16 protein-coding genes are annotated in these 13,459 nt (G+C 72.8%); 11 read left to right on the forward strand and 5 right to left on the reverse strand.

Features of this window, described 5'->3' with window-relative positions:
- Nucleotides 1–208: 208 nt before the first annotated feature.
- Nucleotides 209–1,117: a nucleopolyhedrovirus P10 family protein gene (locus tag OG780_RS31610; protein WP_328453920.1), complete on the reverse strand. Its 909-nt coding sequence runs from the start codon at nt 1,115–1,117 to the stop codon at nt 209–211.
- An 87-nt stretch (nt 1,118–1,204) separates the two neighbouring features.
- Between OG780_RS31610 and OG780_RS31615 the strand changes: the two genes are divergently transcribed.
- From OG780_RS31615 to amaP, 5 genes are all read left to right on the forward strand, one after another.
- Entirely contained in the window at nt 1,205–1,690 is a 486-nt protein-coding gene (locus OG780_RS31615; protein ID WP_328453922.1) for an Asp23/Gls24 family envelope stress response protein, read from the forward strand.
- Nucleotides 1,691–1,776: 86 nt separating this feature from the next.
- Nucleotides 1,777–1,962 (forward strand): hypothetical protein, encoded by a 186-nt coding sequence (locus OG780_RS31620; protein WP_266757222.1) that lies wholly within the window; start codon nt 1,777–1,779, stop codon nt 1,960–1,962.
- A gap of 3 nt (nt 1,963–1,965) precedes the next feature.
- Nucleotides 1,966–2,388 carry an Asp23/Gls24 family envelope stress response protein gene (locus tag OG780_RS31625; protein WP_328453925.1) on the forward strand — a complete coding sequence of 141 codons (423 nt, stop codon included), beginning with the start codon at nt 1,966–1,968 and terminating at the stop codon, nt 2,386–2,388.
- Nucleotides 2,385–3,080, forward strand: coding sequence for a DUF6286 domain-containing protein (locus tag OG780_RS31630; RefSeq protein WP_328453927.1), 696 nt, complete (start codon nt 2,385–2,387; stop codon nt 3,078–3,080). Before OG780_RS31625 ends, OG780_RS31630 begins: the two co-directional genes overlap by 4 nt.
- Nucleotides 3,077–3,664: an alkaline shock response membrane anchor protein AmaP gene (amaP, locus tag OG780_RS31635; RefSeq protein WP_328453929.1), complete on the forward strand. Its 588-nt coding sequence runs from the start codon at nt 3,077–3,079 to the stop codon at nt 3,662–3,664. Before OG780_RS31630 ends, amaP begins: the two co-directional genes overlap by 4 nt.
- A gap of 204 nt (nt 3,665–3,868) precedes the next feature.
- Here amaP and OG780_RS31640 read toward each other — a convergent pair whose 3' ends face one another.
- The 4 genes from OG780_RS31640 to OG780_RS31655 all read right to left on the reverse strand — a co-directional run bounded on the left by OG780_RS31640 (nt 3,869) and on the right by OG780_RS31655 (nt 7,125).
- Nucleotides 3,869–4,624 carry an SDR family oxidoreductase gene (locus OG780_RS31640; RefSeq protein ID WP_328453931.1) on the reverse strand — a complete coding sequence of 252 codons (756 nt, stop codon included), beginning with the start codon at nt 4,622–4,624 and terminating at the stop codon, nt 3,869–3,871.
- Nucleotides 4,625–4,933: 309 nt separating this feature from the next.
- On the reverse strand, nt 4,934–5,725 hold the full coding sequence (locus OG780_RS31645; RefSeq protein WP_328458533.1) for an SURF1 family cytochrome oxidase biogenesis protein: 792 nt from the start codon (nt 5,723–5,725) through the stop codon (nt 4,934–4,936).
- An 89-nt stretch (nt 5,726–5,814) separates the two neighbouring features.
- On the reverse strand, nt 5,815–6,048 hold the full coding sequence (locus OG780_RS31650) for a hypothetical protein (RefSeq protein WP_078943477.1): 234 nt from the start codon (nt 6,046–6,048) through the stop codon (nt 5,815–5,817).
- A 78-nt stretch (nt 6,049–6,126) separates the two neighbouring features.
- Nucleotides 6,127–7,125, reverse strand: coding sequence for a DEDDh family exonuclease (locus tag OG780_RS31655; protein ID WP_328453933.1), 999 nt, complete (start codon nt 7,123–7,125; stop codon nt 6,127–6,129).
- Between the two features lie 359 nt (nt 7,126–7,484).
- On the opposite strand from OG780_RS31655, the gene OG780_RS31660 reads away from it, so the two are divergent.
- The 6 genes from OG780_RS31660 to OG780_RS31685 all read left to right on the forward strand — a co-directional run bounded on the left by OG780_RS31660 (nt 7,485) and on the right by OG780_RS31685 (nt 13,444).
- Nucleotides 7,485–8,282 carry an acetoacetate decarboxylase family protein gene (locus tag OG780_RS31660; protein ID WP_328453934.1) on the forward strand — a complete coding sequence of 266 codons (798 nt, stop codon included), beginning with the start codon at nt 7,485–7,487 and terminating at the stop codon, nt 8,280–8,282.
- Nucleotides 8,282–9,166, forward strand: coding sequence for an SDR family NAD(P)-dependent oxidoreductase (locus OG780_RS31665; RefSeq protein WP_328453935.1), 885 nt, complete (start codon nt 8,282–8,284; stop codon nt 9,164–9,166). The genes OG780_RS31660 and OG780_RS31665 overlap by 1 nt, the downstream gene beginning before the upstream one ends.
- 9 nt (nt 9,167–9,175) lie before the next feature.
- Complete coding sequence (locus OG780_RS31670; RefSeq protein ID WP_328453936.1) at nt 9,176–10,459, forward strand: amidohydrolase family protein; 1,284 nt, start codon at nt 9,176–9,178, stop codon at nt 10,457–10,459.
- 59 nt (nt 10,460–10,518) lie between these two features.
- A complete protein-coding gene (locus OG780_RS31675; protein WP_328453937.1) occupies nt 10,519–11,778 on the forward strand; it encodes an amidohydrolase family protein in 1,260 nt (419 codons plus the stop codon).
- Between the two features lie 107 nt (nt 11,779–11,885).
- A complete protein-coding gene (locus OG780_RS31680; RefSeq protein ID WP_328453938.1) occupies nt 11,886–12,776 on the forward strand; it encodes a sterol desaturase family protein in 891 nt (296 codons plus the stop codon).
- Nucleotides 12,773–13,444 (forward strand): lysoplasmalogenase, encoded by a 672-nt coding sequence (locus OG780_RS31685; RefSeq protein ID WP_328453939.1) that lies wholly within the window; start codon nt 12,773–12,775, stop codon nt 13,442–13,444. The genes OG780_RS31680 and OG780_RS31685 overlap by 4 nt, the downstream gene beginning before the upstream one ends.
- Nucleotides 13,445–13,459: the final 15 nt, after the last annotated feature.

A 13,459-nucleotide genomic window follows, 5' to 3' on the forward strand; every position in this document is an offset into this window, starting at 1 on the left:
CCGCTGACCAGACGCCCCTCCCTCTGTGGCGGGTCCCGGTGAGGCCGGGCCTGCCGCCGCACGGGGGCACGTTCTTCGGGCCGGGCGCTCCCGCTCGTGGCGGTCATGCTTTCCGGGAAGGGGCGCCCCGGCCTACGGCGGTCTCCCCGTGACGGGTCATGTTTCCGGGTAGGGGTGCCCCGGTCTGAGGGCCGTCTCCCCGTGGCGGTCATGCTTTCCGGGAAGGGGCGCCCCGGCTCACGGCGGTCACCAGGACCGCCACGGACGGGGTGTCCTGGGCGGCCTGAGTGATCGCGGCTCTGACCGCGCGTGCCACGTCCACCGCCCGCTCGTCCCCGGAGACCTCCAGCTCGACGCGGACGTGGCGGCGCGGCAGGGCCGCCTCGGCGGCGGGCGCGCTCCCCACGTGGACCGGTCGGCCCAGGACGTCCGTCAGACGGGTGACGCCAGGGACGGCCAGGGCGGCCGCCGCGATCCGCACCTCCTCGGGGTCCTTCGGCACGGACGCCGTCCGCACGTCGTCGGCCGTCCCGACGCCGGCCCCGTCCCGCGACCCGGCGACCGGCACACCGCCGGAGTGCTCCCGTAGGCCGTCGGCCGGTGCCGCGGCCCGCTCCTGTAGGCCGTCGGCCGGGACCGCCACGGCCGCACCTCGTTCACCGCCCGCCGGGTGATCCGCGGGCGCCGTGTCCGCCTCGTCCGTCTCCTCCACGAGGCCCGTCACCCGCAGGTCCACCTCCGTGACGTCGAGACCCAGGAGCCGTGTCGCGGCGGACACCACGGTCAGGCGCAGCCGGGCCGCGACGGCCGGAAGGGGCTCGGCGCCCGGGAACGTGGGATCCACCGAGGCGCGGAACTCGGCGGTGACACGCAGCGGACCGGGCGGCAGCGCACCGGGCGGGGGAGGCACGGCCGGTGTTCCGGCCTGGTCCGGGTCGGCGAGAGCGATCCGCAACGCCCCGAGCCGTACCCCCTCGACGGCCGCCGTCTCCCGCCGCAGCACCGACTCGGCCGCCTCCTCCGTGATCCACGCGCCGTCGAGCGCGAGACCCAGCGGCAGGATCCTGCCGAGCCCGAGCTGATGCCGTACCACTTGCGTCCACCGGTCCGCCGTCATCGCTCCAGCGTGCCTCATCCACGGCGCGCGACCGCGCGACCCGACCTAATGTGAGCAGAGGAGGACGACCGAAAGGGACGTACGGCGATGACCGACATGACCGAGCGGAACCGGACGGACAGCCCCGACACCGAGAAGGAGGGCCAGCAGACCCGTAAGCCCACCAGGCGCGGCGGTGGAGATCCCGCCTCGCGGGGACGGACCACGATCGCCGACGGAGTCGTGGAGAAGATCGCCGGGCTCGCCGCCCGTGACGTAGTCGGTGTCCATACGATGGGCAGCGGGCTGAGCCGGACCTTCGGAGCGGTACGCGACCGGGTGCCGGGCGGTTCCACCAAATCCGTCTCGCGGGGTGTGAAGGCCGAGGTCGGCGAGGTGCAGACGGCGCTCGACCTGGAGATCGTCGTCGACTACGGCGTGTCGATCACCGAAGTGGCCCGAGCCGTACGCGAGAACGTCATCGCCGCCGTCGAGCGCATGACAGGGCTCGAAGTGGTGGAAGTCAACATCGCGGTGAGTGACGTGAAGCTTCCCGAGGAAGAGGACGAGGAGCCGGAGTCACGGCTCCAGTGACCCAGGGCGGGTCACCGGAACTCCGGGACACCCGGCCACCGCACCATGAGTGATCACCGCGGCCACCGACTGCTGAGGAGCGCACCATGAGCTTGGCCGTGATCGGCATGATCGCCGGAATGGCGCTGGGCTTCGCCGGATATTTCGGCGGCTTCGGCGCCTTCCTCCTGGTGGCCGCCCTGGGGGCCGTCGGGTTCGTCGTCGGACGGCTCCTGGAGGGGGACCTGGACATCGGCGACTTCTTCCGCGCCCGTGACGACCGGCGGCGGTGACGCGTGCCAGGTCAGGCCGACCGGCTCGGTGAGACCAGGCCGGGCCTCACGACCGTCCCGCCACCCGAGCGGGGCGCCACCCGGATCGCCGACCGGGTCGTCGCGAAGATCGCGTCGCGGGCGGCGCGCGAGGCGCTGCCCCCGCCGCCCGCCGCCGCCGTGCCCCCGCACGCGACGGTCGTCGTGCGGCGCCAGACGTCGGGCTCCGGGGGGACGGACGGCACCCCGACGCACAGCGCCCGGGTCAGGCTCAGCCTCGAACTCGGCTACCCCGCCGACATCGGTGCCCAGTGCGGCGAGGTGCGTCGTCATGTCGCCGAGCGGGTAGAGGCGTTGGCAGGGATGGAAGTGCCCGAGGTGGCCGTCCACGTGGAGCGGCTGCATCTGACACCCGGGCCCGGCGCGGCACAGGGGAGGACGCAATGAGCGAGCCCCAGGGCTCCGAGAACACCCGGAAGATGCCCGTACTGGAGAAGCCGGAGCAACCGGAGAAGGGGGACGGCGCGGGCGCCCTCGGGCAGTCCGCCTCCGCCGCGGCCTACGAACCGCTGTCCACCGTCGACGACGAGGACGGCCGGCAGGGCCGGTTCTGGTCCGCGCGCCGTGTCCCCGCGGGCATCCTCGCGCTCGTGCTCCTCGTCGCGGCGGGTGCCTTCCTGTACGACGTCGTGGCCGTGCGCGCCGGACGGTCCGCGCTGCGCTGGCGGACCTGGCTGGCCGAACAGCTCGCCGAACGGCCGCTCGACGACACCGCGGTCCTCGTCGGCGCGGGAATCGCCGCCGCGGTGGGACTCTGGCTGATCGTCCTCGCGGCCACACCGGGACTGCGGGACGTGCTGCCGATGCGGCGCACCCACGCCGACGTCCGCGCCGGACTGCACCGGGGCGCCGCCGCGATGGCGCTCCGCGACCGGGCCATGGAGGTCGCCGGTGTGCAGTCGGTCCGCGTGCGCGTGAAGCGCCGGAAGGTCGACGTCCGCGCGCTGTCGCACTTCCGGGAGCTCGACGACGTGCGCGCCGACCTCGACATCACCCTCGCCGACGGCATCAAGGGTCTGGGACTGTCCCGTTCGCCCGCCCTGGCGGTGCATGTCGCGCGTCCCGGACGGAAGGGGTGAGATCCGTGCTGCGGATCGTCAACCGTGTGCTGATCGGCTTCATCGGGCTCGTGCTGATCGTCCTCGGCGGCTCCGTGCTCGCCGTCGGACTCGGCGTACGGCCGCCGTCGTGGTGGATCCACGACGGGCGGCACGACGTGCTGCTCAGTACCGCCGAACGGACCAAGTGGCGGGAGCAGGGCTGGTGGTGGCCCGCCGTCATCGCCGCGCTCGCGGTGCTCCTGCTGCTCGCCCTGTGGTGGCTGGCCGCCGTCGTGCGGCGTCGGCGGCTCGCCGACGTGCTCGTCGACACCGGCGACGGCGCGGGCGCGCTGCTGCGCGGACGGGCTCTGGAGGGCGTGCTGGCCGCCGAATCGGCCCGGCTGGGCGGCGTCGACCGTGCCGACGTCCACCTGACCGGCCGGCGCAGCCTGCCCGAGGCGCGTGTGCGGCTCCTGCTGGAACCGCATGTGGACCCGGGGCACGCGCTGCGGCTGCTGACGGTGGAGGCGCTCGCGCACGCACGGGACTCGGCCGGTCTCGCCGCCCTTCCGGCGGAGGTGCGGCTGCGCGGGGTCAAGCACCGTGCCGAGCGCGTGACCTGACCGGGCACCCGCCCCACCCGCTCGGCGAAGGCCCGGGCGGGCGTCCGCCGGGGCAGAGCCCCGGCGCGTGGGACAAGCTGCCCGACGTGCGGCCGGGCCGTCCGGGCGACCGGCGGACGAGTAGACCTGTCGACCGGCGGACGGTCGACAGGCGACGGGCCGCCGCGCGGACCGGCCGACGGGACCGCCGGTCGCCGTGCCGGCCTAGAACCCGCCCCGCATCCCGCCGTCCACCGGAAGCATGATGCCCGTGAGGTACGACGCGGCGGGGGAGAGCAGGAACGCGGCCGTACGGCCGAACTCCTCCGGGGCCCCGTAGCGGCGCAACGGGATGCGGGACTCGTTGGCCGCGCGGGTGGCCTCGGGGTCGGCGGACAGACCGTCGAGCTGGCGCACGCGGTCCGTGTCGATGCGGGACGGCAGCAGCCCGACGACGCGGATGCCGCGCGGGCCCAGCTCGTTCGCGAGGGACTTGGCGAAGCCGGCGAGACCCGGACGCAGACCGTTGGAGATGGTGAGCCCAGGGATCGGTTCGTGCACCGAGCCGGAGAGCACGAAGCCGATGACCCCGCCCTCGCCGAGTTCCTCGGCAGCCGCGCGGGCCAGCCGCACCGCACCGAGGAAGACCGACTCGAACGCCACCATCCACTGTTCGTCGGTGTTGTCCGACGCGAACCCCGGCGGCGGTCCGCCGACGCTGATCAGGATGCCGTCGAAGCCGCCGAAGTGCTCACGGGCACCGGCGATCAGCCGGGCCGGGGTCTCGGCGGCGCCGTTGTCGGCCGCGACGCCGACGGCGTTCGGGCCGAGCGCGGAGGCGGCGCCCGCCGCGGTCTCCTCGTCGCGTCCGGTGACGACCACCTTCGCGCCGTCGGCGACGAGTTCGCGCGCGGCGGCGTTGCCCAGGCCCCGGGTGGCTCCCGTGACGACGTACACACGATCCTTCAGTCCAAGATCCATGGCCTCATCCTCCCTTATCCCGGTGGTCCGGTCCCTGGTGCTTCCCCCACCCCGTCGACGCCGGTCGTCGCGGCGCTGTGGCGGCGCACCAGGAAGCCGTCCGGGGCGAGTTCCGCGCGGACCGCGTCGATGGTCGAACCGCAGCCGCAGCAGACTGCGCATCAGGACCCGGCCGCCGATGCCTTCGACGACGCGTACGAGATCGGGGGCCGACGGGTTCCCGACCGGGTGACGGCCAATCGGGCCGCCGGAGTGGCGTGGGCGCCCGTGGCCGGGCGGGACGGGGAGGCCGGGGCGCCCGCCGCCGCGCTACACGCCCGCCGGTTCCGCCTCCGGGGCGGTCCGCGCGGCGGCGGCCTCCGCCCGGTCGCGGCGCTCACGGCGGACGAGGACCACCCAGCCGAAGGGGACGCCCGCGGAGAAGAGCCACCACTGGATCGCGTACGCCATGTGCGGGCCGATGTCGCTGTGCTCGGGGTCCGGGATCAGCTCGGGGGAGCCGCCCTTGGGCGCCGGCGCTGTCTGCTCGACGTAGCCGCCGAGGACCTGCTTGCCGAGCCGCCGTGCCTCCTGCCCGCTGCTGATCAGCATGACCTGACGGTCGGGCAGGCCCCGCACGTTCTTGATGCCGCTGTCGGCGGTCGTCTGGTCGGCCATCAGCCGGCCGGTGACGGTGATCTCGCCCGGGGCGGGGGCCGGGATCTTCGGGAAGGCGGTCTGCGCGCCGTCCGCCGGGACCCAGCCCCGGTTGACCAGGAGGACGCGGCCGTCGGCCAGGACGAACGGGGTCAGGACGTGGTAGCCGACCGCGCCGTCGGCGTTGGTGCGGCGGCGGACGACCTCTTCGTGCGCGGTGTCGAAGTGCCCCTTCGCGGTCACCCGGCGGTACAGGTCCTCGTCCCTGATCTGCCGACCCGGCACGGTGACGGTCTCCACGGGCACCGGCTTCGCGGCGAGCGAGTCGGAGATCACCGTGTTCAGGGCGACCTTGTGCTCGTGCCGGTGGAGCTGCCAGAAGCCCAGCTTGATCATCGTCGGGATGAGCGCGAGGGCCACGAGGGTGAGGATCACCCACTGGCGGGTCAACAGGAAGCGGTACACCCCATTGACGGTACTCGGCATGATTCGGCCCTCGACGGAGGGGTCCCGCCGAGGGCCGTGTGATGCCCTGTCCGGGGCCGGGCGGGGACTCAGACCTTGTCGACGATCCCCGCCTTCCCCTCAGCGCGAGCGCAGTGCGCGCCGCAGTACCAGTGGCCCTCGACCTCGACGCCCTGGCCGATGACCTGGACGCGACAGTGCTCGCAGATCGGGGCCATCCGGTGGATCGCGCAGGAGAAGCAGTCGAAGACGTGCACCGCACCCTGCGCGTGCACCTCGAAGGTCATTCCGTAGTCATTGCCGCATACTTCGCATCTCGCCATGCGCCACAGGGTGGGGTGCCGGGGCGGCGCGGGCGAGCGGGTGCGGGGCGAGTCGCCCGTCAATCACCCGTACGTCCGTCACCCTTCCGACGCGGGTTCGACGTCTCGCAGCAGTTGCCCGAACGCGGCCTCGTCGACCACAGGTGTCCCGAACTGTCTTGCTTTGACCACTTTTGAGGTGCCGGAGTCCGGGTCGTTGGTCACCAGCAGGCTGGTGAGCCGGGACAGGCTCGTCGCGACATGCAGTCCGGCCTCGACGGCCCGGTCCTCCAGCAGCTCGCGGTCGACGGACGTGTCACCGGAGAACGCGACCCGCATGCCCTGCTTGAGCGGCTTGTTCGACTCGTACCGACCTGGGTTGGGATGGGGGCACGCGGGGCGCTTGCGGGAGGGGCGCCAGCTCCCGGACGGGTAACCACCGGACGCGTAGCCCCCGGACTGCCGTCCGATCCGCGGAGCCGCGGCGCTGTCGGACCACTCCTTGAGCGGCAGGCATTCGAGGAGCGGCAGCCGTACCCCGCCGTGCGCGGCGGCCCGCAGGCTCGGCCGGAACGCCTCGGCCAGCACGCGCGCGTCGTCCAGCGCGTGGTGCGCCCGCTGCTGGACGACACCGAAGTGCGCGGCCAGCGACTCCAGCTTGTGGTTGGGCAGCGGCAGGCCCAGCTCCTTGGAGAGCGCGATGGTGCACAGGCGCTGGCGCACCGGTGCCTCGCGCTCCGCGCGCGCGTACTCCCGCGCGATCATCGACCAGTCGAAGACCGCGTTGTGCGCGACCAGCACACGGCCGTCGAGCCGGGCGGCGAACTCCTCGGCGACGTCCCTGAAGAGCGGCGCGCCTTCGAGCATCTCGCTCGTCAGGCCGTGGATCCACACCGGGCCCGGATCCCGCTCCGGATTGACCATCGTGTACCAGTGGTCCTCGACCTCGCCGCGCGCGTCCAGCCGGTAGACGGCGGCGGAGATTATCCGGTCGTCGCGGGCCAGTCCTGTGGTCTCCACGTCGACGACCGCGTATCCCTGCGGATACGCGGCCGGCCAGGAGGCTGGGGACGCTGCGGTCGTGAGGTCTTCGAGCATGGTCAATGAGGATACGGGCCGTGACTGACAGTCCCGTCCTCGCCTTCCCGGAACCGGCGCCCCCGTATTCGCGGAACCGGCGCCCCCGCGGGCCCGCCACCGGGCCACCCGCCCGCGAGCCCCGCAACCGGGCACGGCGGGCACGGCGGGCCCGCCGTTGACGCGCTCGGCCCAGCGCCGCTCCGGGGGCTCCAGCGCCCGCATCCGGGCGGCGAAGGCCTGGGGTTCGTGAAGTCGGTCGGTCCGGTCGGGTCCGGTACCCGTGCGGCCGGTCGGCGCATGGCTATGGACCTTTCGTCCGTGCGGTGCAAGCGTGCTGCGCGCCCCATCGGGTAGCGCCTACGAAGGGCGGTACGGACATGGCACGAGTGAGGTACGGCGCACGGACCGAGGCGGAGATCGCCGCCTCGCGCGCCGCGAGCTCCAAGCTCCCCGACATCTGGTCCACCGGTGTGGTGGCCGTCTGGGAGAGCGACCCGGACGCGGTCGCGGCGGTCCTGCCACCGCCGCTGAAGCCCACCGCGAGGCCCCTGGTGCGGGTCAGCGTCAGCAAGGTCGATCTGCCCGGATATCCGCTGGGCGCGGGCTCGTTCGCCGTAGCGGCCGCGCACGACGACGTCGAGGGCTGGTATCCGCTCGTCATGCCGATGACCCACGAGCGGGCCCTGATCGGTGGCCGTGAGGTCTTCGGGGAGCCCAAGAAGCTCGGCGAGGTGACGGTGGAGCGCGACGGTCTCGTCGTGCGCGGCGTGCTCGCCCGGCACGGCATCGCCTTCGTCGAGGTGCGCGGCGCGGTCAGCGGGGCCCTGCCGCTGCCCGAGCCCTCCCGGAAGACCGACTTCTACTTCAAGTTCCTTCCCGCGGTCGACGGTTCCGGCTTCGACGCCGACCCGGTCCTCGTGCACTGCGTGCGCAACGAGAAGGTCCGCAGGCTGGAGCGCGTCACCGGGGACGTCGTCCTGCGCGAGTCGATGTACGACCCGGTCGCCGATCTGCCCGTACGCAGGCTGCTGGAGATCACCATCGGCGAGAAGACCACCGACCAGAGGGGCAGGGTCGCCGAACGCGTCAGCGCGCAGGCCCTGTCGCCGTACATCCACCAGCGCTACGACGATCCGCGGCAGATCCTCGACGGGCCGCCCGAGGGGAGCATCTGATGGAACTGCGCGCGGGGCAGGTCGCCGTGGTCACCGGCGCGGCGAGCGGCATCGGGCTCGCCATGGCCCGGCGGTTCGCGGCGGACGGACTGAGGGTGGTCCTCGCCGACGTCGAGGAGGGCGCGCTGGAGAAGGCCGCCGGGGAACTGCGCGAGGACGGCGCCGACGTCCACGCGCGCGTGGTGGACGTCGCGGAGCGCTCCGAGGTCCTCGCGCTCGCCGAGGACGTGTACGCCACATTCGGCGCGGTGCACGTCCTGTGCAACAACGCCGGTGTCGGCTCCGGCGCCGAGGGCCGGATGTGGGAGCACGACCCGAACGACTGGAAGTGGGCCTTCGCCGTCAACGTGTGGGGCGTCTTCCACGGCATCCAGGTGTTCGTGCCCCGGATGCTCGCCGGGGGTGAGCCCGGCCACGTCGTCAACACCTCGTCCGGCGACGGCGGGATCGCCCCGCTGCCCACCGCCTCCGTGTACGCCGTCACCAAGGCGGCCGTGGTGACGATGACCGAGTCGCTGTACGCGCATCTGAAGGCGGAGCACGCGCGCGTGGGCGCCTCCGTGCTGTTCCCCGGACCGCACATGCTCCGCACGGGTCTGTGGGAGTCGCACCGCAACCGGCCCGCGCGGTACGCGAAGGAGCGGCCCCGCAGGACCCCGTACCGCAGCCTCGCCCAGTGGGAGGCCGCGATGAACGAGGCGGGCCACGAGGTGCGGTTCACCCCCGTCGAGGAGGTCGCCGACCTCGTCGCCGCGGGGATCCGCGAGAGCCGCTTCTGGCTGCTGCCCGAGAGCGAGCACAGTGACCGGCAGATCCGGGCGCGGTCGCGGTCGATGCTCGAGCGGGCGAATCCGACGTACCTGGAAAGTTTCATCCTCGACTGAGGGGGCGCGGTGACCGAACAGGACCCGTATCTGATCATCTCCTCCGACTGCCACGCCGGACTTCCCACCGAGGAGTACCGGCCCTATCTGGATTCCCGGTTCCACCGGGACTTCGACGAGTTCCTCGCGGGCCAGGGCCGGCGCCGTGAGGAGATGAACCGTCTCGGCATCCGCAACGAGGCGTTCGCCGACAAGTGGTTCCAGGACAACGAGGAAGGCCTGCGCGGCGGTTGGGACACCGCCCAGCGCCTGAAGGAACTGGACGGCGACGGGGTGGCGGCCGAGGTCGTCTTCCCCGACGCGGACGCCGTGGACAGCCGTACCGCGGCCCCCTTCGGCGTGGGCCTCGGCCTCTCCGGCGACCAGGACCCGGAACTCGGCATGGCGGGCGCGCAGGCCCACAACCGCTGGCTCGCCGACTTCGTCTCCGAACACCCCGAACGGCACTGCGGGGTCGCCCTGCTGCCGGTCACCGGCGAGACGGGCAGAGTCGTCGCCGAGGTGTACCGCGCCAAGGAGTCGGGCCTCGGCGCGCTGATGATCCCCTCCATGTGGGTCGACAAGGAGCCCTACCACGACCGCCGTTACGACCCCGTGTGGGCGGCGGCCGCCGAGTGCGCGATGCCCGTGCTCACCCACTCCGGCGCGGCACCCCGCCACGAATACGGCGACCACCTCGGGATCTACGTCTCCGAGGTCACCTGGTGGCCGGCGCGCCCCCTCTGGTTCCTCCTCTGGTCGGGGGTCTTCGAGCGGCACCCCGGGCTCCGGTTCGGTGTCGCGGAGTCGGGCTGCTGGTGGCTGCCCAACCTGCTGTGGTTCATGGACCGTCTCTATCTCGGCGCGCACGGCGGCAAGAAGCTGTCGCCCTTCGCCGAACTGAAACGGCCCCCGCACGAGTACCTGGACCGGCAGGTCTTCGTCTGCGCGACCAACACCAAGCGCCGCGAACTCGCCCAGCGCTACGAGATCGGCGTCGACAACATCCTGTGGGGCAGCGACTTCCCGCACCCCGAGGGCACCTGGCCCGACACCCGGGCATGGCTGGCCAAGACCTTCCACGACATCCCGGTGGCGGAGACCCGCCGCATGCTCGGCCTCTCGGCGGCCGAGGTGTTCGGCTTCGACGTCGCCGAACTGGCCCCGATCGCCCGGCGGATCGGCCCGACCCCGGCCGAACTGGGCCAGGGGGAGGACCAGTCGGCGGTCGAGGCGTCCTGGGCGCGCTCGCGCGGGGTGGGCCGCCACTGGCTGACGGACCACGACTTCCCCGTACTGGGAGTGGGCCCGTGAGCGCCGGGGAGCCCGTGACCGCCGGGCAGGGAGTGACCGCCAGGGGCGGAGTGAGCGCCGTGAACCGTGCGACCGCCGTGGACCGTGCCGGTGCCGAGGACCGCTACACCGTCATCTCCGCCGACTGCCACGCGGGCGCCGATCTCCTCGACTACAGGCCGTACCTGGAGCGCCGGTACCACGACGACTTCGACGCCTGGGCGGCCGACTACGTCAACCCGTACGAGGACCTGCTCGCCGACACCGCCGACCGGAACTGGAACTCCGGGCGGCGCCTCGCGGAGCTGGAGGAGGACGGCATCGTCGCGGAGGTGGTCTTCCCGAACACCATCCCGCCGTTCTTCCCGTCGGCCTCCCTCATGGCACCGGCCCCGACGGCGACGGAGTTCGAGCGGCGCTGGGCGGGGCTGCGGGCCCACAACCGCTGGCTCGCCGACTTCTGCGCGGCGGCGCCGGGCCGGCGCGCAGGCGTCTTCCAGATCCTCCTGAACGACGTCGACGCGGCGGTCGAGGAGATCCGCTGGGCCGCGGGCGCGGGCCTCAGGGGCGGACTGCTGCTGCCCGGCACACCCCCCGGCTCGGGCCTGCCCGAGCTGTACTCGTCGGCGTACGACCCGATCTGGGCGGCCTGCGCCGAGCTGGGTGTCCCGGTGAACCACCACGCGGGCTCCGCCTCGCCGCCGCTCGGGGACGAACCGGCGGCCCGCGCGGTCTTCATGGTGGAGACGACCTGGTTCTCGCACCGGGCGCTGTGGCACCTGGTGTTCGGCGGCGCGTTCCGCCGGCACCCCGGCCTGAGACTGGTGCTGACCGAGCAGGGATCGGGCTGGATCCCCGGGGTGCTCGACATGCTGGACTACTACCACGGGCGGCTGGTCGCGGCGGCGGGCAGGGCGTCGACGGCCGAGTCGAAGTTCGGCGCGGGGCTGGCCGCGACGATGGGCGAGCGCCCCTCCGAGGTCTGGCGCGAGAACTGCTTCGTCGGCGCCAGTTTCATGCGCCCCCACGAGGTGCCGCTGCGCGACCGCATCGGCCTCGACAAGATCATGTGGGGCAGTGACTACCCGCACGACGAAGGCACCCATCCCTACACCCGGGAGGGCCTGCGCATCGCCTACGCGGGCCTGCCGCGCGCCGAGATCGCCGCCATGGTCGGCGGCAACGCGGCCCGCGTCTACGGGTTCGACCTGGCGTACCTCGACGAGATCGCCGCCAAGGCCGGTCCCACGGTGGCCGAGATCGCCGAACCGCTGGACACCCCGCCCGCCGACGCGACGAGCCCGGTGTTCGCGAGAGGAGGCTCGGTGCGCGTGTGGTGAACCCGTGGCTCTTGGCGGAGATGGCCGAGAAGTAAGCGCGTACCGCGGGTAATACTTGTTGGTAACAGCCTCTGTACGCGGCCGACCAGCGCATCTACGGTTCACCCATGCCGAACCTGCCCGATGTCGTGCTGTTGTCGATACCCGCCTTCGTCCTCCTCGCCGTGATCGAGATGATCAGCGTCCGGATCCATCCGGACGAGGACGCCGCGGGCTACGAGACGAAGGACGCCGCGACGAGCCTCGGCATGGGACTCGGCAGTCTCTTCTTCGACTTCCTGTGGAAGTTCCCGATCGTCGCCGTCTACGGCGCGGTCTACACACTGACGCCGCTGCGGGTGCCCGTCCTGTGGTGGACGATCCCGCTGATGCTGCTCGCGCAGGACTTCTTCTACTACTGGTCCCACCGCGGCCACCACGTGATCCGCCTCCTGTGGGCCTGCCACGTCGTGCACCACTCCAGCAGGAAGTTCAACCTCACCACCGCGCTGCGCCAGCCCTGGACGGGCTGGACGTCGTGGCCCTTCTACCTCCCGATGGTCGCCCTCGGGGTGCACCCGGCCGCGCTCGCGTTCTGCTCGTCGGTGAGTCTCGTCTACCAGTTCTGGATCCACACCGAGCGCATCGACAAGATGCCCCGCTGGTTCGAGTTCGCCCTCAACACGCCCTCCCACCACCGCGTCCACCACGCCTCCCAGGGCGGCTACCTGGACCGCAACTTCGGCGGCATCCTCATCGTCTGGGACCGGCTCTTCGGATCGTTCGTCGCGGAGACCGAACGGCCCGTCTACGGGCTCACCAAGAACATCACCACGTACAACCCGCTGCGCGTGGCCACCCACGAGTACACCGCCATCGTTCGTGACGTGCGGGCGGCGGCGAACTGGCGCGAGCGCGCCGGACGGCTCCTCGGCGGCCCCGGCTGGCAGCCCGCGCCGCCGGCCACCGCCCAGGCCCAGGCCCAGGCCTCGGCCCCGGCTGCGGAACCCGTCGCGTGAGCCCCCGTACCCCACGCGTCCTGCTCGTCTGCTTCGCGCTGGCGGCGGCCGTCGACCTCGCCTCGCTGCTCGCCGGTGCCGACACCGGGCACCGGATCGCCAAGGCGCTCCTGATGCCGCTGCTCGCCGCGTACGCCGGTGTGCGCGGCGCGCCCCGGCTGCTCCTCGCGGCCCTGCTCCTCGGCTGGTGCGGCGACCTCGCTCTGCTCTCCGACGCCGACCCCGCCTTCCTGGTCGGCATGGCCTCCTTCGCGGCCGGGCACGTGTGCTACCTCGTGCTCTTCCGCCGGACGGCACGCGTGCGGGACGCACGGCTCGTCGGCGCGTACGTCACCGCTCTCGTCGCCCTCGTCGTGCTGCTGTGGCCAGGACTGCCGGCCGGCCTGCGCGTCCCCGTCGCCGGGTACAGCCTGCTGCTGACCGCGATGGCGTACGGGGCCACGCGCCTCGGGCCGCCCGCGGCGCTCGGCGGCGCTCTCTTCATGCTCTCGGACACCCTGATCGCCACCGGCGTCGCCGACTGGCCGCAGCTTCCGAAGGCGGCCTTCTGGATCATGCTCACGTACATCGCGGCCCAGTTCCTGCTGGTCCGAGGCGTGCTGGGCCCCCTCGCCGCGCGTCCCGCGCGCGTGGCGGCGTACGGTGAGATGCGCTCAACCACCCCCTGAGCGCATCTCACCCAC

Source organism: Streptomyces sp. NBC_00386 (genome assembly GCF_036063235.1).
Taxonomy (GTDB): Bacteria; Actinomycetota; Actinomycetes; order Streptomycetales; family Streptomycetaceae; genus Streptomyces.